This is a genomic window from Mesorhizobium sp. B2-6-4 (assembly GCF_006441495.1).
Taxonomy (GTDB): Bacteria; Pseudomonadota; Alphaproteobacteria; order Rhizobiales; family Rhizobiaceae; genus Mesorhizobium.
Genome location: NZ_VFUE01000005.1, coordinates 159,140 through 181,541, shown reverse-complemented (window position 1 = coordinate 181,541; position 22,402 = coordinate 159,140). Strand labels below are relative to the sequence as shown.

The following is a 22,402-nucleotide window of genomic DNA, read 5'->3' as shown; positions in this document are numbered from 1 at the left end:
AGTTCAGGAGGTTCACTGCATGGCAAAGAAGGCCTTGATTGCCTGGGGTGGGTGGGAAGGCCATACGCCCCAGCGCAGCGCCACTGTGGTGCGCGACATGCTGGAGCGCAATGGATACACGGTCACGCTCGGCGAGGGCACGGGGATGTTTGCCGATCCGGAGCTGAACTCATTCGATCTCATCGTGCCCGTCATCACCATGTCGAAGATCGAAAAGTCCGAGCTGCAGAATCTGATGCGCGCGGTTCGACAGGGAACGGGACTCGGCGGTTTCCACGGCACGATGGGCGACAGTTTCCGCAACGAGCCGGACTATCAGTTCATGACCGGCGGCCAATGGGTCGCGCATCCCGGCGACATCATCGACTATCGCGTGGTCATCACCAAACCGGACGATCCGATCACGAGAGGCATTAGCGACTTCGCCTACCGGTCGGAGCAGTACTACATGCATGTCGACCCGAGCAACGAGGTGCTGGCGACGACCACCTTCACCGACGAGCATTTCCCGGGCATCGGCGGCGTCGACATGCCGGTTGTCTGGAAGCGAAGATATGGCGCAGGCAAGGTCTTCTACAGTTCGCTCGGACACACGGCGGATGAGTTCGCGATGCCGGAAATGGCTGTCATCGTCGAGCGTGGTTTGCTCTGGGCCGCGCGGGGGTAGCTGCCCACTGAAACCGCGACAGCCTACCAATCGGCGACGCGATCGCCGCCTGTGAATTGCGCGCTCTTGCCGGTGTATTCGAACAGTTCGATCTTCACGCCGTCGGGGTCGCGCAGCCAAGCCTGATAGGTGTCGTCGCAGGCGAGTTTTTTCGCGGTGACCTCCACGCCCCTGGACGCGATATGCGTGATCGCGGCGTCGATATCCTCCACCTCCAGGCAGAAATGGTTGATCTGGTTCGTCTCGCTGAACCGCGCACCCTCTTTGTGAAAAACCTCGATATGGCTGCGGCCGCCGCAATTAAGGTAGAAACCGAAAATCTTTCCGTCGCGCAGGAAATTGAACTGGATATCAATGCCCAGGACATCCTCGTAGAAGCGCCGTGTCTCGTCCAGATCATTGGCGAAGATGCAGACATGGGCGAGTTGTTTGACCTTGATCATGGCTGGCTCCTCATAATTTCGCAGGTTCACATAGCCCGGCGCGAAATTGGCCCGCGTGGGCTCATCGTCATTCAATCCCGCCGGTGACCACATAGGCGCCCGCGCTGCGTCCATCCCGCAGCCGCATCACCGCCGTGACGATCGAGCCGTAGGGGCCGCGCCAGACGCTGTGGATCCGTTGATGCTCCGCGGCCGGGACAAACGCCCGGCCGGTCAAACGCGCGCCGGCTCGCCGCATCGCTACGGCCTCTCCGTTGACATGCACCTTGATGCAAGCGTGCTCCGTCTCGGTTGCGTCGACGGGGAGGTCGAGCGTGATGACGATCTCGTCCTGATCGCCGCTGTCGCGCGTCTCGGCCGCAAGCTTGATTGCGAGCGCGGGCGCCTCGCCATTGCCGGCTTGAGTGGGCCGGCGCGAAAACACGTCATCGGCCAGTTCGGGCGTGCGCGGCGGGCGTGTGCGGCGCCGCGTGGAGCGCTCGTAATCGCCGGCCATGCGCAACAGCCTTTCATCGTCATAGGCCTTGCCGGCGAAGGTCAGGCCGACCGGCATGCCGATGTCGGCCATGGTGCCCATCGGCACGGTAACGGTCGGGATGCCGAAATGCCGCCACACCAGATTGCCGTTGGCGACCCAGGTGCCGTTGCACCAGGCAAGCGCCGCGGAGGCCTCAGTGATGTCGGCATCGGCGGGCCCGACATCGGCGACGGCAGGCAGCACGACGGCATCAAGCCTGTTCGCGTCCAGCCAGTCCTCGAAATCGAGCCGCCGCGTCGCTTCCAGCCCTTTCAGCCCGTCCTCCATCGTCGGAATGGCCCGGAACGGCGTGACGCCTGATTTCGCGCGCTCGACATACTGTGCCAAGTCGAAACCGCCTTCATAACGGTCGGGCAGCGTGCCCGGTGGCTGCGGAAAGATTTTCGGGCCGTCGACCGAAACGAGATCGGGAATGTTCAGATCATCGTTCGCGCGCAAAAAATCATCCCAGGCTGAGATGCAGAGGTCCCAGATCTCGCGATCGGCGAAGTCCGGCGGCACCAGAGCGCGGTCGACCATGGTGCGCGCGCCGGGGCGATCGCGCTCGTAGTTGGAGACGACAGGAAAATCGACCTCCATCACCTCGGCTCCAAGCCGTCTCAGGTCCGCCGCCGCTTGCTCCCAGAGATCAAGCACGGAGGCGCGGGTTTCGATCCGCCGGTCGGCGCCGCTGTCGCGGCCGATATACATTCTGGGTACGCCAAGCCGCATGCCTTTCAGCGACCCCGCTAGCGCCAGATCGGTATAGCGCGGCGGTCGGATTTCGGAACTCTTCGGCAGCGCGATCCAGGGCTGCGCGCGCCAGAAATCGCCCCGCGTCTCGGGATCGTCGGCGACGATCACATCCAGCAATTCGAGCATGTCGGGCACGCTGCGCGTGTGCGGCACGACGACATCCATGGTCGGCACCAGGGGCCAGTTGCCGCGCACCGAAATGACACCGCGCGACGGCGTGTAGGCTACCAGCGCGTTATTGGTGGCCGGCGCACGGCCGGACGACCAGGTCTCCTCCCCAAGCCCGAAGGCGCAGAAGCTCGCCGCCGTAGCGGTGCCAGAGCCGTTCGAGGAGCCGGACGCGAAGGCGGCGGTCAGGTAATCGGCATTGTAAGGGCTTTCGGCGCGGCCATAGACGCCGCGCTGCATGCCGCCATTGGCCATGGGCGGCATGTTGGTGAGGCCGATCAGCACCGCGCCGCCGGCGCGCAGCCGGGCGACGGTGAAGGCGTCCTCGTTGGCGATAAGATGCTCGAAGGCCGGAGAGCCGGCGGCAACAGTCAAGCCAGACACCTTGTAGCTGTCCTTGGCGGTGTAGGGAATGCCATCGAGCGGGCCGAGCGTCTTGCCCTGGCTGCGGCGCCGGTCCGAAGCCGCGGCGTCCTCGAACATATCAGGATTGAGAACCGGCACCGCATTGAGGCTGATGCCGTGCCGGTCGAAATGCGCGATGCGCCTGAGATAAGCACCGACAAGTTCGACGCTGGTGACAAGGCCCTCCTCAAGCGCGCTCCGCAACTGTTCGATCGTCGCTTCGACGATGTGAAAGCTGGCATCCGTCATCTTCTAGCCCCTGGCGGTCGTTTCCAGGCATGGATGAGCGAGGCCGCCGGCTTCGGCAAGGGCCAATCGCGATTGACGGTGGTCCTGGCGGGTCGGGCGCGGTGCCGCGATTGCATATCCCGGTTGGCAAAAAGCGGCTGACCGATGCAACCTCTAATAGAGACGGCGCGTCAGGTGCCCTCTGGAATGGCGAGGTCCGGATCCGGCAACGAGGAGTTGCGCCTCTGGTGTCGTCCTTGGGCAACTATTCGCCAAATAGTGAATATCCGTCCCTCAAGGCGACTTGCAAGCTTAAGCTGAAGCTCGCAGAAGTTGCGGCAGAAGCATGCATTGAAGAAAACTCATGCCGCCGCTCCAGCATGAAAGGGGGGACCAGAATGCCCTGATCCGCGCTGCCATAGGGCGGCTGCTCTCCGAAAAAACCGGGGTTGCCGCCCTTTCAATGAAGGAAAGCATCGAGGAATTGCTGGAGCGAACCGGCGAGACGGTGACCGAGGACAGCCTGCAGGACCTGCTGCTCGAGATGGCCGAGGTCCGTGGAATGACGGTCGTTCTCGACGTTTAGCGAGCCATGCCACCACAGCCCGGGCGTGGCGTGCCGGCTCGCCCCGATCGGCCATCCGGCCTATTTCACCCCAGCAAGTTGCGCGCCGTGCGCATGAAGATCTTCGACCCGATCGGGATCAAGTCGTCGGGGAAATCATAGTCGGGATTGTGCAGGGCAGGGTGGCGCTCGCCGGCGCCGAGGAAGAACATGGCCGACGTCGCGCTGTGGCCGAGCAAGCCGAAATCCTCCGAGGCGCGCATCGGCAGGGCTTCTTGCGTGTGCGCGACGCCCTCTTCGTCGAGGGCGCGTTGGAGATGCTCCACCGCGTCCGGCGCGTTGACGCTGGCGACGAAGATCTCGTGGTAGTCCCAGCTTGCGGACAGGCGATGCTGGCCCGCGATCTTCGTGACCAGCGCTTCCGCGGCGGCGCACAGATCCGCCATGCGCTCGTCGCGCCTGGTGCGTAGCGTCGCCCAGACCTCGGCGTGGGCGGGCGCGATGCCGAACACGGCTTCGCCCATCTCGGCGTGGGTCACGGTGACCATGCCGAAATCGTCGTCGGCGAAAGTTCCGCGCCCGAGCGCGGGCAGGGCAGGCATCAACGCGCTGATCGCCGGCATCGGCGAAATTCCGGTCTCGGGCATGGAGGAATGCGCGGTCTTGCCCTCCAGCACGATGCGCATGCCGCGCGAGGCACAGTTGACCACGCCGGGCTTGAGCCGCACCTCGCCGAACGGCACGCCGGGCAGATTGTGCAGCGAAAAGGCGAAATCGGGCGCGATCTCGCCGAAACGGGGGTCGGCGACGACACCGGCGGCGCCATTGCCGGTTTCTTCCGCCGGCTGGAACATCAGCACGACGCGACCGCTTGCAGGCCGCTCGCGCCCGAGCTGGCGTCCGAGCGCCGCCAGGATCGCGGTGTGTCCGTCATGGCCGCACATATGCGACTTGCCTGGCACGCGCGAGGCATGCGGCACGCCGGACAGTTCTTCGATGGGCAGCGCATCGAGTTCCGAACGAAACAGGACGGTTGGTCCGTTTTTGCCGCTGTCGTAGACGGCCGCGACACCATGCCCGCCCAGTCCGGTCAGCATCTTGTCGGGACCCGTATCGGCGAGGAAGTCGACGACGGCTTTTGCCGTCTTTTCCTCCTCGTTCGAGATTTCCGGCTGCTGGTGCAGCTTGCGCCGCCATTCGGTCAGCTCGACGATGTCCCGGTTGGTGAGAGTCATGATTTTGGCCTCCGCTGTATCGCTCACGACGCGCCCGATCGACCGGGCGCGTCGGAAGGATAGCTAGCGGCAAATGGCTGAAACCGCCACCTCCTGGCCTATTGATTTATCTCGGGCTCGACGAGCTTTGCCAGGTTCCGCAGCGACTCCTGCCAGCCGAGATAGCAGGCCTCGACCGGGATGACGTCGGGAATGCCGGCCTGGGTGATGTCGATCTCGGTGCCGACAGATACTTTTTTCAGGGTGACGGTCACCTGGATCTCGCCCGGCAGATTGGGGTCGTCGAACCTGTCGGTGTAGCGCAGGCGCTCACCGGGAACGAGTTCGAGATACTCGCCGCCGAAGGCATGGCTGTCGCCGGTGGTGAAGTTGCGGAACGACATCTTGAACGTGCCGCCCACCTTGCCCTCGAAGTGATGAACCGTGCAGGTGAAGCCGTTCGGCGGCAGCCACTTCGCCAGCGCGTCGGCCTCGACGAAGGCGCGATAGACTTTTTCCGGGCTGGTGGTGAGAACACGGTGCAAACGTACGGTGTCGGGCATATCATATCCTTTCATAATGCCTGTTCGATGCCCCAAGGACGAGCGGGGCCCGGCCAGTCCGACACCGGCTCCTGGAATTTTTTCAGAGCCTCGGCCGCGGCCTGCGCGACTGGCCTACGCCAGTTCAGCCCGCTTTGGGACTCGATTTTGCGGCGGCTGGCCCAATCGTCGAAAATGACGAACCGGATAGCCATTATGAGGAGACTGTTTATAACGGTCGCTGAAATCGCTGTGACCAAGGGGAGACGATGCGCTACATACGTCCACTTTCAATCGAAGATGCCGTTGGCCAGTTGGCCGGATCGGCCGGAACGGCGGCCATTCTCGCCGGAGGCAGCGACCTGCTGGTGAGGATGAAGGGCGGCTTCATCGAACCCGAACTGATCGTCGACATCAAGGCGATCGCGGCCTTGAGCGAAATCAGGGAAACGGCCGACGGCTTCAGCATCGGTGCGGCGGTGCCCTGCGCGGTGCTGGGAGAGAACGCGGCCCTGAAGAAGGCCTGGCCCGGCGTCGTCGAGGCGGCCAAGCTGATCGGCTCGAAGCAGGTGCAGGGACGCTGCACCATCGTTGGCAATCTGTGCAACGCCTCGCCGGCGGCCGACAGCGTGCCGGCGCTGGTGGCGGCCGGCGCCAGGGCGGTGATCGTCGGGCCCGCGGGCCGGCGCACCATTGCGGTGGAGGCGGTGCCGACCGGACCGGGCAAGACGTCGCTCGCCAAGGGCGAGATCATCGAGGCGATTCTGCTCGACAGCCAAGCGCCGCGCTCGGGCGACGCGTATCTCAGGTTCATTCCCCGCACCGAGATGGATATCGCGGTGGTCAGCGCCGGCGTGAACCTGACGCTCGACGAGCAAGGTGTCGTCAAGGCGGCCCGCGTGGCGCTGGGCGCCGCCGCGCCCACGGTGCTTCTGGTGCAGGAGGCCGCCGAGGCCCTCATCGGCAGGACGCTGGACGAAGCCGCCCTCGAGCGGCTCGCCAAGGTCTGCTCCGGGGCCTGTCGGCCCATCGACGACAAGCGGGGCACGATCGAGTTCAGACGGAAAGTCGCGGGCGTGCTGGCCAGGCGGGCCGCCACGTCAGCCTACAAGCGTGCAGGAGGCAAGTGATGGCCGGTGTAGCAGTTTCAACCACGATCAACGGCGACAGCGTCGAGTATCTCTGCCAGCCCGACGAGACGCTGCTCGACGTGCTGCGCGACCGGCTCGGGCTGACCGGCGCCAAGGAAGGCTGCGGCACCGGCGATTGCGGCGCCTGCAGCATCATCCTCGACGACCGGCTGGTGTGCTCGTGCCTGGTGCTGGGCGCGGAGGCGCAAGGGCGCCGCGTGGAGACCGTCGAGGGCATGGCGCATGGCGAGCGGTTGCATCCGCTCCAGCAGAAGTTCCTCGAGCACGCCGCGCTGCAATGCGGCGTCTGCACGCCGGGCTTCCTGATCGCGGCGAAGGATCTTTTGGCCAAGAACCCCGACCCGACCGAGGAGGAGATCCGCTTCGGCCTCGCCGGGAATCTCTGCCGCTGCACCGGCTATGACAAGATCGTGCGCGCCGTCCAGGACGCGGCAAGCGTGATGAAGGGAGCCTGACGATGAATTTCGATCCGCGTTTTTCCAATCGCAATTTCGCTTCGGTCGGCACGCGTCCCATCCGTCCCGACGGCGTCGACAAGGTGACCGGCCGCGCCCGCTACGGCGCCGACTTCAACATGGCCGGCCAGTTGGTCGGGCGTGTGCTGCGCAGCCCGCACGCGCACGCCAAAATCAGGAAGATCGACACTTCGAAGGCGGAAAAGCTCGCCGGCGTGAAGGCGGTGATCACCGCGGCCGACCTGCCGGACCTCACCGACGGCGATGCCGCCATGTACGACATCCTCGACAATTGCATGGCGCGCACCAAGGCGCTCTATGACGGCCATGCGGTGGCCGCTGTCGCCGCGATCGACGCCCGCACCGCCAGGCAGGCGCTGAAGCTGATCGAGGTCGACTACGAGGTGCTGCCGCATGTCACCGATGTCGACGAGGCGATGCAGCACCATGCGCCGCTGATCAACGACGCCGTCTTCACCGAGGGGCTGGAGGAAAAGCCGGTCAAGCCGTCCAACGTCACCAAGCGCAGCCAGTTCGGCCATGGCGACGTCCATCAGGGCTTTGGCCAGGCCGACTTCATCGTCGAGCGCTCCTTCAAGACCGAGCAGACGCACCAGGGCTATATCGAGCCGCATGCCTGCGTGGCCAATGTCAGCTCCGACGGCACGGCGGACCTGTGGGTCTGCACTCAAGGCCATTTCGTCTACCGCCAGCACTGCGCCCAGCTGCTGGGCATGGAGGCCTCGAAGCTGCGCGTCACCTCCTCCGAGATCGGCGGCGGCTTCGGCGGCAAGACCCATGTCTGGGCCGAGCCGGTGGCGCTCGCTCTGTCGCGCAAGGCCGGCCGGCCGGTGAAGCTGGTGATGACCCGCGACGAGGTGTTCCGCGCCTCGGGCCCGACCAGCGCCACCTCGATCGACGTCAAGATCGGCGCCCGCAAGGACGGCACGATCACCGCCGCGGAAGCGACGCTGCGCTACACCAGCGGCCCCTATGCCGGCACCTGGGCCGAGATCGGCGCCATGACGGCGTTCGCCTGCTACCGGCTGGAGAACGTCAAGACCGTCGGCTTCGAAGTGCTGGTCAACCGGCCGAAGACCGCGGCTTACCGCGCGCCGTCGGCGCCGATGGCGGCCTTCGCGGTGGAAAGCGCCGTCGACGAGCTCGCCAAGGAGATCGGCATGGACCCGGTCGACTTCCGCATCAGGAACGCGGCGCAGGAAGGCACGCGATCGTCCTACGGCCCGGTCTATGGCCCGATCGGCATCGGCCCGACGCTGGAGGCGGTGAAGAACCATGCCCACATGAAGGCGCCGCTGGGTAAGAACCAGGGGCGCGGCATGGCCTGCGGCTTCTGGTTCAATTTCGGCGGTCAGACCTGCACCGACCTCAACATCGGCATGGACGGCTCGGTCTCGCTTGCCGTCGGAACCGTTGACGTGGGCGGTTCGCGCGCCTCTCTGTCGCTGGTGGCGGCGGAGGAGCTCGGCATCGATTATTCGCAGGTCAAGGCCGTCGTCGCCGACACCTCCAGTCTCGGCTACAACGACATGACGGACGGCAGCCGCGGCACCTTCTCCTCCTCCATGGCGACCATCTCGGCCGCCCGCAACGCCATCAAGGTGCTGCGCGAGCGCGCCGCGCAGATGTGGGACATTTCCGTCGACGACGTGGTCTGGGAACAGGGCCATGCGGTGGCCAAGGGCGAGAAGCACGGCAATCTCGGCAAGCTGTCGCTGAAGGAGATCGCGGCGCAATCTGGCAAGACCGGCGGGCCGATCGCCGGCCATAGCGAACTCGTTGCGGACGGCGCCGGCGTCTCCTTCGCCACCCATATATGCGACATCGAGGTCGACCCCGACACCGGCTCGACCAGGGTGATCCGCTATACCGTGGTGCAGGATGCCGGCAAGGCGGTGCACCCGACCTATGTCGAGGGCCAGTACCAGGGCGGTGCCGCGCAAGGCATCGGCTGGGCGCTCAACGAGGAGTATATTTACGGCAAGGACGGGCGGCTGCAGAACGCCGGCTTCCTCGACTACCGCATCCCGGTCTGCTCCGACCTGCCGATGATCGACACGCAGATCCTGGAAATTCCCAACCCCAACCACCCCTATGGCGTGCGCGGCGTCGGCGAAACCTCGATCGTGCCGCCGCTGGCGGCGATCGCCAATGCGGTCTCGAACGCCGCCGGCGTGCGCATGACCCACATCCCGATGTCGCCGCCGCGCATCCTGGCGGCGATCGAGGCGGAACGGGAAGGCTGATGGTCCAAGTGACGCTCTGGGGGGCGCTTGCCGCGACCGCCGGAGGCCAGAGCAAGGTCGAGGTCGAGGCCAAGGACATCAGGGAGCTGTTCAGGAAACTGGCTGAACAGTATCCCGGCCTCGAGCCGTTGATCGATAGGGGGATCGCGGTGGCGATCGACGGGGTGATTTATCGGGATACGTGGGGGAAGAAGCTGCCGCCGGGGGCGGAGATTTTTTTGTTGCCGCGGTTGGCTGGGGGGTGAGGAGAAAAAGATCCGCAGCCTCGATGTCAGCGAGCTGGCCGGGGCGCAGAGTTGGGGACGGCGCCAAATCAGCACTTGTCCTCTGCGATGTCCGCTTCTAACCCACAGTCGGGATTGCTACCCAGTCGTCACCACCTGGGCCACTTGTCACTGCTGGATTTCCGGGAAGCGGGCTCCTGTCGGTTGCCGGCATCTTCCCACAAACTGCTTGGTCTCGCGGGCTGGCTTCAGCCCTTTTTAGCATAGCCTGCAGTGGCGATCGACCGGACGAGCTATCGGCATACATGGTCACGCTACACCTGGACGCGGCTACGAGGCTTTACAGCCACCCGGCTGAGAATCTCGTCATAGATCGCCGGATTATCCTCCATCGTGACTGTGACAGCCAAACCATAGGAAATGGCGTCATCGAGAGCAGGACCCTGATCCTTCTCTCTCTGGATTTGGAACGAGATTGAACTGCCTGCAGCTAGGTGCCCGAATGCTTGGCCAGACCACCGGCGATGGATTAAGGTTCCAGCCTCGGTTTGCGTCCACGGTGGTTCGACGGCTGGTGCTACGCCCACTGCGCTTTTCACATTATCCGAAAGTGGGATTACTCGGAGCTTGGACGCCCTGTAGGATTGATGGCCTGGTCGCGTTGGCGAGAACCACGCAAGTGTTGCCCTGACAGCCCGAAGCGCAGCGGTTCCACTAAAGTCGTTAGGCACTGGTAATCGATACTCGACTGCTCCCTGGGGCAATAGACGGCCAGCCGCCCATAGCGTTGCCCGATCAGCGGCGCAACTCAACGCGTCGGGTGGCCATACGAACCCGTAACCGAGATGACGGGACACCTCTCTACGCATTTGGTTCCAGTTCACCTGAACTGGAAACTTTGTTGCGATGATGAACTCGTCAGAGGTGTTCCACGTCGCGGGATGGGCAAGAAGGGCTTTAAGCAGCACGGCCTTTTGCGAGTTGGGCAAAGCCGTGAACGTATCGCCATACTCTCGCTCAAGGACCTCATAGATCAAATGAGCAGTGTGGGTTGCGTATGCAGCTGAGGCGCTCGATCCAAGTGTCCACGCGCTATAGTCTTGAGCTTGGCCCGGAAGGCTCGGTGCAGCGACACGAATGCCGCCGAAGCGTGTACCTCGTGCGTTAGGACTTACATTCACGGGCTGATTGGCGGGAGCCAAAATGAGATGCTCGCGCCCTCCCGGAAACAGTACATCGGGCTTAACTGCGCTCTTGTGCCCATGCCCCAGCGCTGATGACACGTTCGGCATATCGCACTCAGGAAACCCGATGTAGCGCCCGTTTGGCAACGGCAGCGCATCGAGGCTGTCTCGGTGCCATGCTCCAACCGACAAAGCGTTCACACTCTCAGCGGGTGCGAGCAAACGCCGATCTGCCTTCACCCCGTCCAGAGCTCGAAGCAACGCAGACCTGCGTGAAGCGTCGGTCGATGCACGGAAATTGTCAGCATGCTGATAGTCGTGAAGCTGTAACGACCTCCCAACATTCCCGCTCGAGATAATGAACAAGACACCATATCTAAATGAAAGGTAATCAATCGCCCGCGCCCACGCTGAAACTCGACCACTGTACTGCTTATTTGGATCGCCAAGCGATAAGTTCACGACCACGATTTGATCGTGGCCCTCTTCCCGCATGGTCCTGACCGCCTCAACCATAAGATCGATCACCAGTCGGTCATCGACGAAGCGCTCCCGCGAGTTACCCAATGGGTCCGGCGCTGGCCCATACATAACGGCGCGGAAGTACAGTTTTCGGCCTATAGGCTGGGAGACGACATTACGATCACCATGAACAACGATAGAGGCCATAGCAGTACCATGGACCCGAGGCCCAACTGCTAAAGCCTCAAGATCCTGCGGATCGGAAACGCTCAGCCAATTGGCAATCCAAGGGTGAGATTGCAGGGGAACAGCGTCGAAAATTGCCACAACAGGCTGCTCATTCAGCTCCGGCTGCTCAAAAGCATCGGCCTGTTCTCCTTCACCCGGCTCGATAGTCGTGCTGCTGCTCTGGGGCATGATGGACAGTACTGGATCCAGTCCGGCCAAGCTGTTGTCTTGCAGCGCCGCAATTCGAGCTACCTCATCACGGGGTAGATCGATTAGGAGCGCGTGATAGTCGAAGTCTACGTGTCTGGCCTCACTCACAACTTCACCGCCAGCTTCCGCAATGGCGGTTCGGACAGTCGCAACTGCCATTTGAGCGGTCTCAGTCGCCCGCCTAAAGACTAACTCGCATTCCAATCTAATCAGTTCGCCGGGCAAGGCTGCTTCGGCAGCGTCCGCAAGCAGAGACTGATCGATGGGTCGGACTCGATCTCGGGGACCCCACGGTCGGATGTCTCTCAGACGCAAAAACAGCTGCCTCCACGGAGCAAACCCGTAGGGTAAAACTGCCCCGCGCTGCCAAATTTGCCAAAGTGAAACTATCTGGCGCAACGCGGCGAGATCCGGCACCAATAGATAGACCTGCGGGTCTTCATCTAGCTCGTCGGGGTCGAGAAGGTCCTCACCCGCAAACGTCAGGCCTTCGATCTTGCCAACAGCCTTCACGAAATCGGTTACGGAACCCGTGACTTCAAAAACAAGTAGACGCTCGGGAGCAAGACCGTCGGGCTGACCTTGGACGGGCTGCGGCGCACCGTCTAAGAAGTCCCGCAGGCGTTGGAACTTCGGTCCTAGCCGCTCACCTTGCGCATCTGCCTCGATTGTGCGCGACGGCTTAGCGTTTCCGTGACCCGGTTGCCTGACGCTTTCCTCTGGATTGTCGAGCTTGAGGATCGGCTTTGTTGGATCGGCCTGCACTTGTTGTTTGCCCCACCCGTTCCGACCAGTGCTGTGTCTCCTGTCGGATTATTGTTTCCAGTGACCTCGATCCAGCAGATAAAATGTGTCCGCGCCGGACTGTCTGGCAGAACTCCACTATCTCAGCAAAGCTCGCCGGTTCAAGTTGTTTAGCCAACGCCTCAGGCGAAATTGACAGCTTTTCGTCCCAGGTATCGAAGTATCTGGCGATCAGAACTGCGACCTGTCGCCAGTCGGGCTGCGGAACATGTAGTCGCATTTGAAATCTGCGCCAAACCGCGCTGTCCAATAATGCATGGTGATTAGTGGCAGCTACAGCGACGACGTAGCTCGGAAGCTGATCAATCTGCATTAGAAGAAAAGACACGACGCGCTTGATTTCACCGGTCTCGTGGGTATCGCCTCTTTCTTTGCCGATGGCGTCGAACTCGTCAAAAAACAGTACGCAGGCCGTTGTCCTGACGTAATCAAACAGCTTGCGTAGTCTTGTGTTTGTTTCGCCGAGATATGACCCGACCAATGCATCGTATCTGACAGTGAACAATGGAAGGGCGAGAGCTTCGGCGATAGCCTCAGCAACCGAGGTCTTTCCGTTGCCGGGAGGACCAGAGAGGAGCATTGTGTGACGTGGCTGTACGCCGTGCGACCTCAGAAGGTCCGCTCTGCTCTGCTCCTCAACTAAGTTTCGCACCTGTTGGGTGACAGGGAGCGGCAAGATGAGTTCAGATAGTTGACGCTGCGGAATGGTCTCGAGAATGATGTCGCGACCGGGCGCGAGGGGCTGCCGGGCTTCCAATTTACCAACGGCAGGGACCGAGTTTATTACACGCTGAAGGCGGTCGGCCAGAATGTTGTGCTGCTTGGATTTTTCCTCGGCAACCAACGCTTCCACTGACGCACGCAGGGTTGCCTGATCGCCCTCAGCGCCTGCCCGGACAATGGAAAGTAGTAGGTCGCTTCGCGCCATCAGCTCAACTTTCGGCCGTACTGAGCCTCTCAAAAATTGGTAAACGAAGCCCTGCATAACATGGCGTTCGTCCTGCCGGTCGCAACGCGAATTGGAACGCAAACTCCGGAAAGAGGACTGGTGCCGACAGCCTAAGGGGATTTGCGCCGGATTGCCATGCGATATTTCGTCAAACTCACAGCTCCTGACACGACGGCTTTTTGACACGCGAGGAAGCAGTCTTTCCGCTCCCGGCCAAATCAGACAGTTGTCTTCAGCTAAGTCGGGTCACTATCAGACTTAATTTATTCAACCACCACTCGTTCGTCCCTACACCCCCAGCGTCGGCTCCGTATTCACCTCCAGCGCCTCCTCCGCCTCGTCCTCCTCGCCAAGCACCTCGCCATGCACGCCCAGCGCCCGCCCGATCCAGATTGGGTCGACCAAGTGGTCGCGTTTGGGGTTGGTCGTGTTGGGGTGGATGAGGATGCTCAGGCCGCCATGGTTCAGCATCAGCCAGGGAACCAGCGTAGCGAAAATTTCTGTGGCGAAGGAGATTTGGTACATGGCCTGCTGATGCGGGCCGACCGGATCGTCGCGCCAGTTGCCCAGGCGCACGCGGAAGCGTTCGCCGATGCGCTGGCGCAGCCATTCGGCGTGCTGTCGCTGCGCCTCTCCGTCATAGTAGATGTGGGCGTGATAGCTGGCGATCTCGGCGAGCGGCCTCGGCTGCCCGGCCGGCGTTGAACTGGCTTTGCTCATTCCGGTGCTCCCTTCGCCTGTTGCCTGGCGAAACTCTAACCGAAGCACGGACGCCTTGTCTGTAGCCGTGATCAGCCGGCGCGTTTCCAGCCGGCGATGACAAGGCCCGGTCCGACCTTCTCGTTGGCCACAGGTCCGCCGCATGGCGGTGGATGCCCAGGCCGTGCGAGTTGGCGGTCCAGACTGCGGTCGCTTGCAGCGCCTACAACGCCATGCCGCATTCAGATGTCTGCTTTTGGGTAAGCGCAATCAACGTCGTGCGGCCGGCTTGCAGCGCATCTTGTCCATCCGGCCGTCAACTGACGAGGGCAATGACCGGCGCTAGCTGCATTTAGCTTCGCAGCCATTGCGTGATCCCCCTCGGTGCGCTTCTATCCGTGCCGGGCCATCGGGGGTAATCATTTGTCTGCCAGGAACCAAACGTCGACCGGTCACGAAGCGAGCGAGGCCGGTTGGCTCGACCTTCATTTCGAATCGTCGCGCCCCGAATATGAGGCGGCCTTGCTCGACGCCGGCATTCGCCCGGGCTGGCGCGTGCTCGATGCCGGTTGCGGCAGCGGCGGCTTCCTGCCGCTCATCTCCAGCGCCGTCGGCCCCTCCGGCTTCATCGCCGCACTCGACCTCGCGCCCGAAAACATCGCCCGGGTCGCGGCGCTCGCGGGCACGTTGTCCGAGCCGCAGGAAATCGCCACGTATGTCGGCAGCATCCTGTCGCTGCCCTTCGCCGACGCCTCGTTCGATTGCGTCTGGTCCGGCAATGTCATGCAGTATCTGACGCCGGCCGAGTTCGAGCTTGCCGTCGGCGAGGCCAGGCGCGTGCTGAAGCCGGGCGGCATCTTCGCCGTCAAGGATTTCGATTCGACCATCCTGCAGATCCTGCCCATGGACCGGGCGCTGCTGGCGCGCTTCATGGCGGCCAGGCTCCAGGGTTTCCGCGACCGGGGCGTGCTCGGCACCGATTGCGGTTCGACGCTTCCGGCGCGCCTGCGCCAGGCTGGCCTGGAGGTCGTCAGCCGCAAGGGCTGGCTGGTCGAGCGCTGGGCGCCCGCGCCTCGCTTCACGCGCGACTATGTTGCCGACCTGCTGGCCTATTTTGCCAGCGTCGCGCCGAGCTATGCCCTGCCTGATGCCGACCAGGCCTATTGGCAGGACCTGAAGCAGCGGCCGGATCGCCTGCTCGACGATCCGGACTTCTGCTACCGCGAGTTCTTCGTCATGGCGGTTTGCCAGACATAGCGCTCCGCCGCGACGGCCGAAGCCGCGGCGCTGCGCAAGGCCCCAGGCAAACCCGGTTCCGAGAACGAGACTGAGCCAAGCCGCATTCGCCAGCTCTCCACTCAAATGGCCGGCTTTCGAGCGAATTTCTTCGCGAACCGTTAATTCGGCCGTGCTGTTAATAAGCATCTGCTAATGAACTGGTTCGCGCGGGGGTACGCAATGACCAAGAATCTCGGCAATGCACGCTATGTGCCGCCAAAGGAACAGCAAGGCTCGGCCCTCGGCAAGGTCGCGCCGGCCTTGTTTCCGCTGGCCGTGGTGGCGCTGGGCTATGTGATCGGCAGGCAGTTCTTCGGCCTATAGGCTCGGCCATCAGGCACCGGTTTCGGCCGCGGCTTCGGGCCTTGCTTCGGCGCGGATGCGGTCGCTTGCCACGAGCACGACCGGGCAGGGGACGGCGGCCAGCACCGCCATGGCGGTGTCGCCGAAGAACAGTTCCTCGCCCGGCCGCTGCGTGACGCCCATCACCACCATCGCCGCCCCCTTGGCCACTTCCCTGGCGATCGCCTTGTCGGGGGTGGCGCGGGCGCGGATGGCGGTATCGACGGCAACGCCGTAGCGGTCGGCGAGATCGACGACGTCCTTGAGCACCGCCTCCTCGCGGCGGTGCGAAACGGTGCCTTGCCGGGCGCCTTTGCGCGCCTGCGAGACATAAAGCACCTTGACCCGCGCCCGGTGCGGCCTTGCCAGCGCCAGGGCGAAATCGGCGGCGCGGCGCGACACTTCCGTGCCGTTGACGGGCACCAGGATGGTGGTGCCCGCGCGCAGCACCGGCATCTTGCCCCCGGCGCCGGCACCGTTCAGCACCAGGCAGAGCGGACCGTCGAAGCCGCTCGTCATGTCGTTGAGCGCCTCGGTGAACGATCCCTTCTCGGTCAGCATGGCCTCCAGCCCGACCAGCAGCAGGCCATAGCCCTTGCGCGCCTCCTCGGCGATCGTCCGCGCGGTCGCTTCGCGTTCGCTGCGGGCGGTGAGATGCACCTTCTCGACCGGCGTGTCCTCGGCCTTGCTGACCGCTTTGGCGCTTCTGGCGGCGCCCTTCTTGACCTCCTTCAAGGCACGCTCCGGGCCCTTGTCGCGGGCCGGGCCGGCAAGCCTGCCGTCCTTGAGGTGGAGAAGCGTGGTCGGCATGCCGCTGCCGCCGCCGACCAGGCCTGCGAGATAGGCGGTGAACTTGCCGACGGGGCTGTCGTCGACCAGCAGCAGCAGCCGCTCCAGCTTGGAGACGAAGCCGCGCTCGTCGAGCAGCTCGCGGTCGACGCGCTGCTTCTCGGCGTCTTCGACGGGCAGCCGGCCGAGCGCCCAGCGCAGCATGGGCGGCATGGCGAGCGTGGTGATGACAGCCATGGTGACGATCATGGTGAACAGATTGTGGGACAGGATGTTCATCGACAGGCCGATCGAGGCGACGATCACTTCGGTCGAGCCGCGCGCGTTCATGGCGCTGCCGACGGCGGTCGCCTCCTTCAGCGTCATGCCGGCGAAGCGGCCGCCGATGAAGGCGCCTCCGAACTTGCCGATGCTGGCGATGAGCACCAGCGCCAGCGTCAGCAGCGCCAGCGTCGGGTCGGCGAGCACGGTGAGGTCGGCCGAAAGCCCGGCCATGCCGAAGAAGATCGGCATGAAGAGCGCCGTGATGACGCCGCGCAACTGGCTCTCGATGTGGCTGGACAGGATCGGCGATTCGCCGACCAATATGCCGGCGACGAAGGCGCCGAGCACGGTATGGACGCCGATCAGGTTGGTGATCAGCGCCATCACGCCCATGATGATCAGGATGACCGATATGACGGCATATTCGCTGCGGAAACTATCGTTGCTCCAGCGGATCAGCGTAAACACCAGCCGGCGGCCGATGGTGAAGGAGAACACCATGAACAGCGCCACTTCGGCCACCGTGACCACCAGCGGCACGATTTGGAGGCTGCCGTTGGTGGCGATGCCGAAGGTGACGGCGATGATCAGCCAGCCGATCGTGTCCTCGATGATGGCCGAGGAGATGATGACCTGGCCGAGATTGCGGCGCATGAAGTTCATCTCGCGCACCACCATGGCGACGATCTTGACCGAGGAGATCGACAGGGCCGTGCCCAGGAAAAGCCCGGCGACGACGCGCTCGCCGGGGTCGGGCAGCAGCGTGCCGGGCAGGAACTGCGCCAGCGCGAAACCGCAGGCAAAGGGCACGACGACGCCGGTGACCGAGATCGAAAAACACGCCGCGCCCACCCGGCGCACCAGGCGCAGATCCGTCTCCATGCCGGTGAGCAGCAGGAGCAGCAGGACGCCGAGCTGGGAGACCGCCTCGATCATGCTCTTCTGCGCGGGGTCGGTCGAGAAGATCAGCTGCTGCGCGCCGGGCCAGAGCCAGCCGAACAGCGAAGGCCCCAGCAGGATGCCGCCGATCAGCTGGCCCATGATCGCCGGCTGGCCGTAGCGCTGGAAGATTTCGCCCAGGCCACGGCCGACCAGAAGCAGAAGCACGATCTCGGCGACGAAAACGCCCTCCGCCGAGCCGCCCATGCCCGCTGCGGGGCTGCTTGCCTGGGCGGCCCAGGCCGGGCCTGCTAAGGCAAGGACGGCGGAAGGGATGAGAATGGCAGGAAGAAATCTCGTTTGCGGCCAGTGCCTAGTCATCCAACCCCTCAACGCGGATCAAGTCCGCTGCGCATAAACGTGCAATGCCGCGCAAGGTTGCGGCGGGTCGGGCCAATCTGTTCGGGCCAATCTGTCGGGGTAAGTGCCGACATAGGAGACAGCGCTCTTCTCCCCGTCGCTATACGGGGAGGAGGTGCCGGCAGACGGATGAGGGCAGCGCCGACATGGGAAAAATACAGGATCCAGATGCTATTTGCCGAAAGCTTGGCGCCGCCCCTCATTGTCCTGCCGGACATTTCTCCCCGTATAGTGACGGGGAGAAAGGCCCATACCGGCTGGACGCCGCCCGCGGATTGCTTCGCCAATTGTCGGCGTAGCGGCCGCGATCGGCGATCTAGCCCGACTTCTTGGCGCCCTCCGGCAAAGCACCCTCAGGCGGCGGCTCCGGGCCGAAGACGCTGCGGCCGCCGAGCAGGTGCGACTGGTCGAACTCGCCGGCGACGATCTCCTTCAGGCTCGGGCCGGTGACGTAGCGCTCCAGTCGCCGCGCCTGGCCGTCGAGCCGCTGCAAGGCGGCTAACTCCTCCTCGCGGCCGAGCTTGGCCTTGGCGACCGCCGATTTCATGACGGCGATGGTCTCATCATAGACCTTCAGCGGCACCGGGAAGGGATGCCGGTCCTTGCCGCCATGCGCCAGCGAGAAGCGCGCGGGGTCGGAAAAGCGGCACGGGGCGCCATGCACCACCTCCGCCACCATCGCCAGCGCCCGCACGGTGCGGGCGCCGACGCCCGGAACCAGCAGCAATTCGGGAAAGTCCGTCGGGCCGCTCTCGATGGCGGCGGAGATGTTGCCGTGCAGCCGGCGCATGACGATGTCGCTTTCGCGCACGTCATGGTGCGCCGGCATGACCAGATTGGGCAGCATTGGTTGTGCACTGTCGCGCTTTGCTTCAGTCGCCGCAGGCTCGATGGCGGCGAATTCGTGCACGATCCGGTCGGGACCGAGCTGGCGCAGAAGATCGAGCTGGCCGCTGCGCGAGGCCTCGGCGCGATGGTCGGTGAGGTTGACGATCTCGCCCTGCCGCTCGCCCTCGATGGCCGCGTGCGGCTGGTCGACGAAACTCTTCAACCCTTCCGACAACCAGTGGTAACGGCGCGCCTGCCTTCTGTCGCCGTTCATGCCTTGCTGGACGACCACCCAGCGGCTGTCGTCGGTGACGATGAAGCCGTGCAGATAGAGGTCGAAACCGTCCTGCACGGCGGCGCTGTCGACCTTGGCGACCAGGCGGCTGGCCGTGGCAAGGGCCGCGCCGTCGAAGCCCACGCGTTCGCCGATCATCTCCAGCTCATGCGGCGTCTTGCGCGAATGAGCGCCGCGTCCGCCGCAGACATGGATGCCGAGCTCGCCCGACAGCGGCGTCAGCCCGCGCTTCAGCGCGCCGATGACGCTGGTGGTGATTCCGGACGAATGCCAGTCCATGCCCATCACCGCACCGAAGGACTGGAACCAGAAGGGATGCGCCAGCCGGCGCAGCAGCTCGTCGCGGCCATAATGGTGGACGATCGCCTGGCACAGCACCGCGCCGAGCCGCGTCATGCGGTCGCCCAGCCATTTCGGGACCCGTCCGCCATGCAGCGGCAGGTCGGCGCTGCCGCTTCGCTGCGTCACTTGTTTCGATGCTCCGTGGCCGGCCGCCCGAGGACCGGATCTGTCCCTCTAGATGGCATCCATGCGGCTATTTTCCAAGCCGGCACGCAGGCGCTCATTCGCGGTTTGATTCAGGATGGCGCCTCACCCGGTTGTTCGCAAAGCGTTTTTGTCCATCGCGGACTAGACATGCACGTCTCCGAAGGAGAGTTCGCCGTTGTCGTCGGGCGTCAGTGAGGCGACGGCCAGCAGGCCGGCAAAGAGGATGGCGACCAGCGTGACGATGACCAGGCCGGGCACGGGACCCAGGGCGGCGGCGCTGACGGCCTCGCGCAATGTGCCGACGAAACCCACCGGCGCGGCCCGATCGAGCAGGCTCGGCGTCGATAGTTTGAGGATCCAGGCGAGCAGCAGGATCAGCATCATATGGATGTAGTTGCGGCGCAAACGGCGCGCCAGCGCCACCCGCTGCGAGACCAGAAATTTCGGCGTGCGCAGGCTTTCGCCGACGATCAGCAGCCAGTCCGAGGCGAAGTCCGGCTGCGGCGAGAATATCTGCGCGAAATAGTGGCGCTCGAACTGGCGCACGCGGGCGCGGTAGACGTCAAAGAAGCGGTAACGCCGTGCCTCGATCCACAGCAACAGCAGCACCAGCAGCATGGCGAACAGCAGCACGCCGTGATGGGCACTGGCCGTCGACAGCGACACCGACAGCATCGCGGCCACGACGGTGATCGCCCAATTGCTGGTCCTGTCGATACGGTCGCGCCATCCCGCCATGCGGGCAATCTCGGCGCGATGGAAATGCGACATCACGGTGACCATTTCGCCAGGCGTAAGTGTCCTGCCGACGGGCGTTGCCGGCGCATCGTTCATAGTTCCCTCCCAACCCTATGGAACGCCTCGAACGCGATCTCGTTCCGCCGACGGCGGCTCGCGCCAACCCAGGCGGACTTTCGGCCAATTCTATCGCGACGGTGGTGCGCCGAGTCTTTTCAAACGCTTGGGCAGGTCCGCTCAGCTTCTGAGTCCGGGTCCGAGTGGCTCTGGCTCTTGAGAATCCCTTTGCCTTGGGCAACATGACGAACATGAACAAGCCGATTTCCACCGCATCGCCGCGCAAGGCGGCGATGGCGCTGACGGAGGCGCTGGTCGCCCGCACCTTGCGCGCGGTCGAGGATGCCGGGCCGACGCCGGGCATGGTCTACATGACCGACGCCGACTATGCGCGTTTCAGCGACGAAATCCTGGCCGATGCGCCGGCCGGGCCGCTGAAACTGTTCGCCTATGGCTCGCTGCTGTGGAAGCCGGCGGGCGAGGTGAGGGGCGGCGAGCGCGCGGTGGCGACCGGCTGGCACCGCTCCTTCTGCTTCACCGTGCAGCGGTTTCGCGGCACGATCGAGCAGCCCGGCCTGATGATGGCGCTCGACCGTGGTGGCCAATGCCAGGGCATGGTGTTCGAGATCGCGGAGCCGGTTGCCGACAATCTCGAGGCGCTGCTGCGCCGCGAGATGACCATCCTGCCCGCCGTCAACGTGCCGCGCTGGCTGCGGGTCAGGACCGAGGGCGGCATGTGCCGCGCGCTCGGCTTCGTCGTCGATCCCGCCAATACGCGCTATGTCGGCAGGCTGGACAAACCGGCGATCGCGGCGACGCTGGCCCGGGCCGCCGGCCATTGGGGCTCGGGCGCGCAATATCTGTTCGAGACCATCCGCCACCTCGACGCCTGCGGCATTCGCGATCGCAACCTGTGGCAGTTGCAGGCATTGGTGGCCGAGGAGATCAACCGCGTCCACGCCACGGCTTAGCGATCGGCGTCCCAGCGCAACGCGATCCGGAAGTTCCAGACGCTTTCCCGCCCCTCCAAATCTTCCGCTTGACGAATACATATCCCGACGGTTATACGTCCATCAATAGCCAACGGGTTATCGATTAAATGCCGGATGCTCATGATGCGCTCTTCAGGACGCTCGCCGACCCGACGCGGCGCGCCATCTTCGAACGGCTGTGCCGCCAGGGAGAGCAGACGGTGGGAGCGCTGACGATCCAGTCGGGGGTCTCGCAGCCGGCCGTGTCGAAGCATCTGGGCGTGCTGAAGCAGGCCGGGCTGGTGCGCGACCGCCATGAAGGCCGCCAGACGCATTACAGCGCGCAGCTCGGCGCGCTGGCGCCGCTGATGGACTGGACGCGTGAGATGGCCGGGTTCTGGGAAAGCCGGTTCGACGATCTCGAGGATCTGCTCAAAAGGATGGACCAGTGAACGACAGTGCCGCCGAGACCCGCACTGTCGTCGTCGAGCGGCAGATTTCGCATCCGCCGGAAAAACTCTGGCGCGCACTGACGCAACCGCATCTGATTGAGGAGTGGCTGATGAAGAACGATTTAAATCCGGTCGTGGGCCATCGCTTCAACCTCAGCACCGCCTGGGGCGGCGTGCTGGATTGCGAGGTGCTTGCCGTCGAGCCGCACAAGACGCTGTCCTACACGTGGAACCTCGCGCACCAGGACCCGGCCTTCGATCTCAGGAGCGTGGTGACCTTCACGCTCACCCCGACGCCTGCCGGGACCCATCTGCGCATGGAGCAGTCCGGTTTCCGGCCCGAGCAGAGGCGGGCCTACGGCGGCGCCAAGATGGGATGGCCGAAATTCCTGGAGAAGCTGGAAGAGCTCCTGGCACGGACGGACTGAGGTCGGTCGGCACGGTCATAGCAAGACTGTTCGA

At 64.0% G+C, this 22,402-nt stretch carries 21 protein-coding genes; 11 read left to right on the top strand and 10 right to left on the bottom strand.

The window, feature by feature from the left end; genetic code table 11:
- Positions 1 to 19 precede the first annotated feature (19 nt).
- Positions 20 to 667 (top strand): ThuA domain-containing protein, encoded by a 648-nt coding sequence (locus FJ426_RS09145; protein WP_140663535.1) that lies wholly within the window; start codon positions 20 to 22, stop codon positions 665 to 667.
- A gap of 23 nt (positions 668 to 690) precedes the next feature.
- Here the strand turns inward: FJ426_RS09145 and FJ426_RS09140 are convergent, their stop codons facing one another.
- Entirely contained in the window at positions 691 to 1,110 is a 420-nt protein-coding gene (locus FJ426_RS09140; RefSeq protein WP_140499242.1) for a VOC family protein, read from the bottom strand.
- Positions 1,111 to 1,177: 67 nt separating this feature from the next.
- The gene (locus FJ426_RS09135) at positions 1,178 to 3,205 is read right to left on the bottom strand and encodes an amidase (RefSeq protein WP_140825179.1); all 2,028 of its coding nucleotides are present in this window, start codon (positions 3,203 to 3,205) and stop codon (positions 1,178 to 1,180) included.
- Positions 3,206 to 3,548: 343 nt separating this feature from the next.
- Between FJ426_RS09135 and FJ426_RS09130 the strand changes: the two genes are divergently transcribed.
- A complete protein-coding gene (locus FJ426_RS09130; protein WP_140663540.1) occupies positions 3,549 to 3,770 on the top strand; it encodes a hypothetical protein in 222 nt (73 codons plus the stop codon).
- Positions 3,771 to 3,835: 65 nt separating this feature from the next.
- Here FJ426_RS09130 and FJ426_RS09125 read toward each other — a convergent pair whose 3' ends face one another.
- Together FJ426_RS09125 and FJ426_RS09120 are read right to left on the bottom strand one after the other, a co-directional pair.
- Positions 3,836 to 4,984, bottom strand: a complete 1,149-nt coding sequence (locus FJ426_RS09125; RefSeq protein WP_140825178.1) for an amidohydrolase — start codon at positions 4,982 to 4,984, stop codon at positions 3,836 to 3,838.
- Between the two features lie 98 nt (positions 4,985 to 5,082).
- Positions 5,083 to 5,526: an SRPBCC family protein gene (locus FJ426_RS09120; RefSeq protein ID WP_140825177.1), complete on the bottom strand. Its 444-nt coding sequence runs from the start codon at positions 5,524 to 5,526 to the stop codon at positions 5,083 to 5,085.
- Positions 5,527 to 5,774: 248 nt separating this feature from the next.
- Here FJ426_RS09120 and FJ426_RS09115 point away from each other — a divergent pair, with 248 nt between their 5' ends.
- The 4 genes from FJ426_RS09115 to FJ426_RS09100 are packed head-to-tail and all read left to right on the top strand — an operon-like array spanning position 5,775 to position 9,623.
- Positions 5,775 to 6,635 (top strand): xanthine dehydrogenase family protein subunit M, encoded by an 861-nt coding sequence (locus FJ426_RS09115; RefSeq protein WP_140582646.1) that lies wholly within the window; start codon positions 5,775 to 5,777, stop codon positions 6,633 to 6,635.
- Entirely contained in the window at positions 6,635 to 7,111 is a 477-nt protein-coding gene (locus tag FJ426_RS09110) for a (2Fe-2S)-binding protein (protein ID WP_140521372.1), read from the top strand. The genes FJ426_RS09115 and FJ426_RS09110 overlap by 1 nt, the downstream gene beginning before the upstream one ends.
- Positions 7,112 to 7,113: 2 nt before the next feature.
- Positions 7,114 to 9,378: a xanthine dehydrogenase family protein molybdopterin-binding subunit gene (locus FJ426_RS09105; RefSeq protein ID WP_140825176.1), complete on the top strand. Its 2,265-nt coding sequence runs from the start codon at positions 7,114 to 7,116 to the stop codon at positions 9,376 to 9,378.
- Positions 9,378 to 9,623, top strand: coding sequence for a MoaD/ThiS family protein (locus tag FJ426_RS09100; RefSeq protein WP_140552045.1), 246 nt, complete (start codon positions 9,378 to 9,380; stop codon positions 9,621 to 9,623). The genes FJ426_RS09105 and FJ426_RS09100 overlap by 1 nt, the downstream gene beginning before the upstream one ends.
- Positions 9,624 to 9,916: 293 nt before the next feature.
- On the opposite strand, the gene FJ426_RS09095 is transcribed toward FJ426_RS09100, so the two are convergent.
- From FJ426_RS09095 to FJ426_RS09085, 3 genes are all read right to left on the bottom strand, one after another.
- Positions 9,917 to 12,451, bottom strand: a complete 2,535-nt coding sequence (locus FJ426_RS09095) for a S8 family peptidase (protein WP_140559874.1) — start codon at positions 12,449 to 12,451, stop codon at positions 9,917 to 9,919.
- Entirely contained in the window at positions 12,369 to 13,475 is a 1,107-nt protein-coding gene (locus tag FJ426_RS09090; protein WP_224519037.1) for an ATP-binding protein, read from the bottom strand. The genes FJ426_RS09095 and FJ426_RS09090 overlap by 83 nt, the downstream gene beginning before the upstream one ends.
- Positions 13,476 to 13,727: 252 nt before the next feature.
- Entirely contained in the window at positions 13,728 to 14,159 is a 432-nt protein-coding gene (locus FJ426_RS09085) for a DOPA 4,5-dioxygenase family protein (protein ID WP_140559873.1), read from the bottom strand.
- A 402-nt stretch (positions 14,160 to 14,561) separates the two neighbouring features.
- On the opposite strand from FJ426_RS09085, the gene FJ426_RS09080 reads away from it, so the two are divergent.
- Together FJ426_RS09080 and FJ426_RS31315 are read left to right on the top strand one after the other, a co-directional pair.
- Positions 14,562 to 15,395: a methyltransferase domain-containing protein gene (locus FJ426_RS09080; protein ID WP_246675524.1), complete on the top strand. Its 834-nt coding sequence runs from the start codon at positions 14,562 to 14,564 to the stop codon at positions 15,393 to 15,395.
- Positions 15,396 to 15,596: 201 nt separating this feature from the next.
- Positions 15,597 to 15,740 (top strand): hypothetical protein, encoded by a 144-nt coding sequence (locus tag FJ426_RS31315; protein ID WP_181168574.1) that lies wholly within the window; start codon positions 15,597 to 15,599, stop codon positions 15,738 to 15,740.
- A 9-nt stretch (positions 15,741 to 15,749) separates the two neighbouring features.
- Here FJ426_RS31315 and FJ426_RS09075 read toward each other — a convergent pair whose 3' ends face one another.
- The 3 genes from FJ426_RS09075 to FJ426_RS09065 form a co-directional block, all read right to left on the bottom strand.
- Positions 15,750 to 17,957, bottom strand: coding sequence for a cation:proton antiporter (locus FJ426_RS09075; RefSeq protein WP_246675523.1), 2,208 nt, complete (start codon positions 17,955 to 17,957; stop codon positions 15,750 to 15,752).
- A 469-nt stretch (positions 17,958 to 18,426) separates the two neighbouring features.
- Entirely contained in the window at positions 18,427 to 19,701 is a 1,275-nt protein-coding gene (locus FJ426_RS09070) for a DUF763 domain-containing protein (RefSeq protein WP_140825174.1), read from the bottom strand.
- A 162-nt stretch (positions 19,702 to 19,863) separates the two neighbouring features.
- On the bottom strand, positions 19,864 to 20,556 hold the full coding sequence (locus FJ426_RS09065; protein WP_140556314.1) for a DUF2270 domain-containing protein: 693 nt from the start codon (positions 20,554 to 20,556) through the stop codon (positions 19,864 to 19,866).
- A gap of 212 nt (positions 20,557 to 20,768) precedes the next feature.
- On the opposite strand from FJ426_RS09065, the gene FJ426_RS09060 reads away from it, so the two are divergent.
- The 3 genes from FJ426_RS09060 to FJ426_RS09050 all read left to right on the top strand — a co-directional run bounded on the left by FJ426_RS09060 (position 20,769) and on the right by FJ426_RS09050 (position 22,368).
- Positions 20,769 to 21,488: a gamma-glutamylcyclotransferase gene (locus FJ426_RS09060; protein ID WP_140825173.1), complete on the top strand. Its 720-nt coding sequence runs from the start codon at positions 20,769 to 20,771 to the stop codon at positions 21,486 to 21,488.
- Positions 21,489 to 21,616: 128 nt separating this feature from the next.
- The gene (locus FJ426_RS09055) at positions 21,617 to 21,940 is read left to right on the top strand and encodes a metalloregulator ArsR/SmtB family transcription factor (RefSeq protein ID WP_140499215.1); all 324 of its coding nucleotides are present in this window, start codon (positions 21,617 to 21,619) and stop codon (positions 21,938 to 21,940) included.
- Positions 21,937 to 22,368, top strand: a complete 432-nt coding sequence (locus FJ426_RS09050) for an SRPBCC domain-containing protein (RefSeq protein ID WP_140516269.1) — start codon at positions 21,937 to 21,939, stop codon at positions 22,366 to 22,368. The genes FJ426_RS09055 and FJ426_RS09050 overlap by 4 nt, the downstream gene beginning before the upstream one ends.
- Positions 22,369 to 22,402 lie beyond the last annotated feature (34 nt).

Coding starts and splice junctions, on each gene's coding strand:
- FJ426_RS09145 (WP_140663535.1), top strand. CDS start 20: ATGGCAAAGAAGGCCTTGATTGCCTGGGGTGGGTGGGAAGGCCATACG.
- FJ426_RS09140 (WP_140499242.1), bottom strand. CDS start 1,110: ATGATCAAGGTCAAACAACTCGCCCATGTCTGCATCTTCGCCAATGAT.
- FJ426_RS09135 (WP_140825179.1), bottom strand. CDS start 3,205: ATGACGGATGCCAGCTTTCACATCGTCGAAGCGACGATCGAACAGTTG.
- FJ426_RS09130 (WP_140663540.1), top strand. CDS start 3,549: ATGCCGCCGCTCCAGCATGAAAGGGGGGACCAGAATGCCCTGATCCGC.
- FJ426_RS09125 (WP_140825178.1), bottom strand. CDS start 4,984: ATGACTCTCACCAACCGGGACATCGTCGAGCTGACCGAATGGCGGCGC.
- FJ426_RS09120 (WP_140825177.1), bottom strand. CDS start 5,526: ATGCCCGACACCGTACGTTTGCACCGTGTTCTCACCACCAGCCCGGAA.
- FJ426_RS09115 (WP_140582646.1), top strand. CDS start 5,775: ATGCGCTACATACGTCCACTTTCAATCGAAGATGCCGTTGGCCAGTTG.
- FJ426_RS09110 (WP_140521372.1), top strand. CDS start 6,635: ATGGCCGGTGTAGCAGTTTCAACCACGATCAACGGCGACAGCGTCGAG.
- FJ426_RS09105 (WP_140825176.1), top strand. CDS start 7,114: ATGAATTTCGATCCGCGTTTTTCCAATCGCAATTTCGCTTCGGTCGGC.
- FJ426_RS09100 (WP_140552045.1), top strand. CDS start 9,378: ATGGTCCAAGTGACGCTCTGGGGGGCGCTTGCCGCGACCGCCGGAGGC.
- FJ426_RS09090 (WP_224519037.1), bottom strand. CDS start 13,475: ATGCAGGGCTTCGTTTACCAATTTTTGAGAGGCTCAGTACGGCCGAAA.
- FJ426_RS09085 (WP_140559873.1), bottom strand. CDS start 14,159: ATGAGCAAAGCCAGTTCAACGCCGGCCGGGCAGCCGAGGCCGCTCGCC.
- FJ426_RS31315 (WP_181168574.1), top strand. CDS start 15,597: ATGACCAAGAATCTCGGCAATGCACGCTATGTGCCGCCAAAGGAACAG.
- FJ426_RS09075 (WP_246675523.1), bottom strand. CDS start 17,957: ATGGGCGGCTCGGCGGAGGGCGTTTTCGTCGCCGAGATCGTGCTTCTG.
- FJ426_RS09065 (WP_140556314.1), bottom strand. CDS start 20,556: ATGAACGATGCGCCGGCAACGCCCGTCGGCAGGACACTTACGCCTGGC.
- FJ426_RS09060 (WP_140825173.1), top strand. CDS start 20,769: ATGAACAAGCCGATTTCCACCGCATCGCCGCGCAAGGCGGCGATGGCG.
- FJ426_RS09055 (WP_140499215.1), top strand. CDS start 21,617: ATGCCGGATGCTCATGATGCGCTCTTCAGGACGCTCGCCGACCCGACG.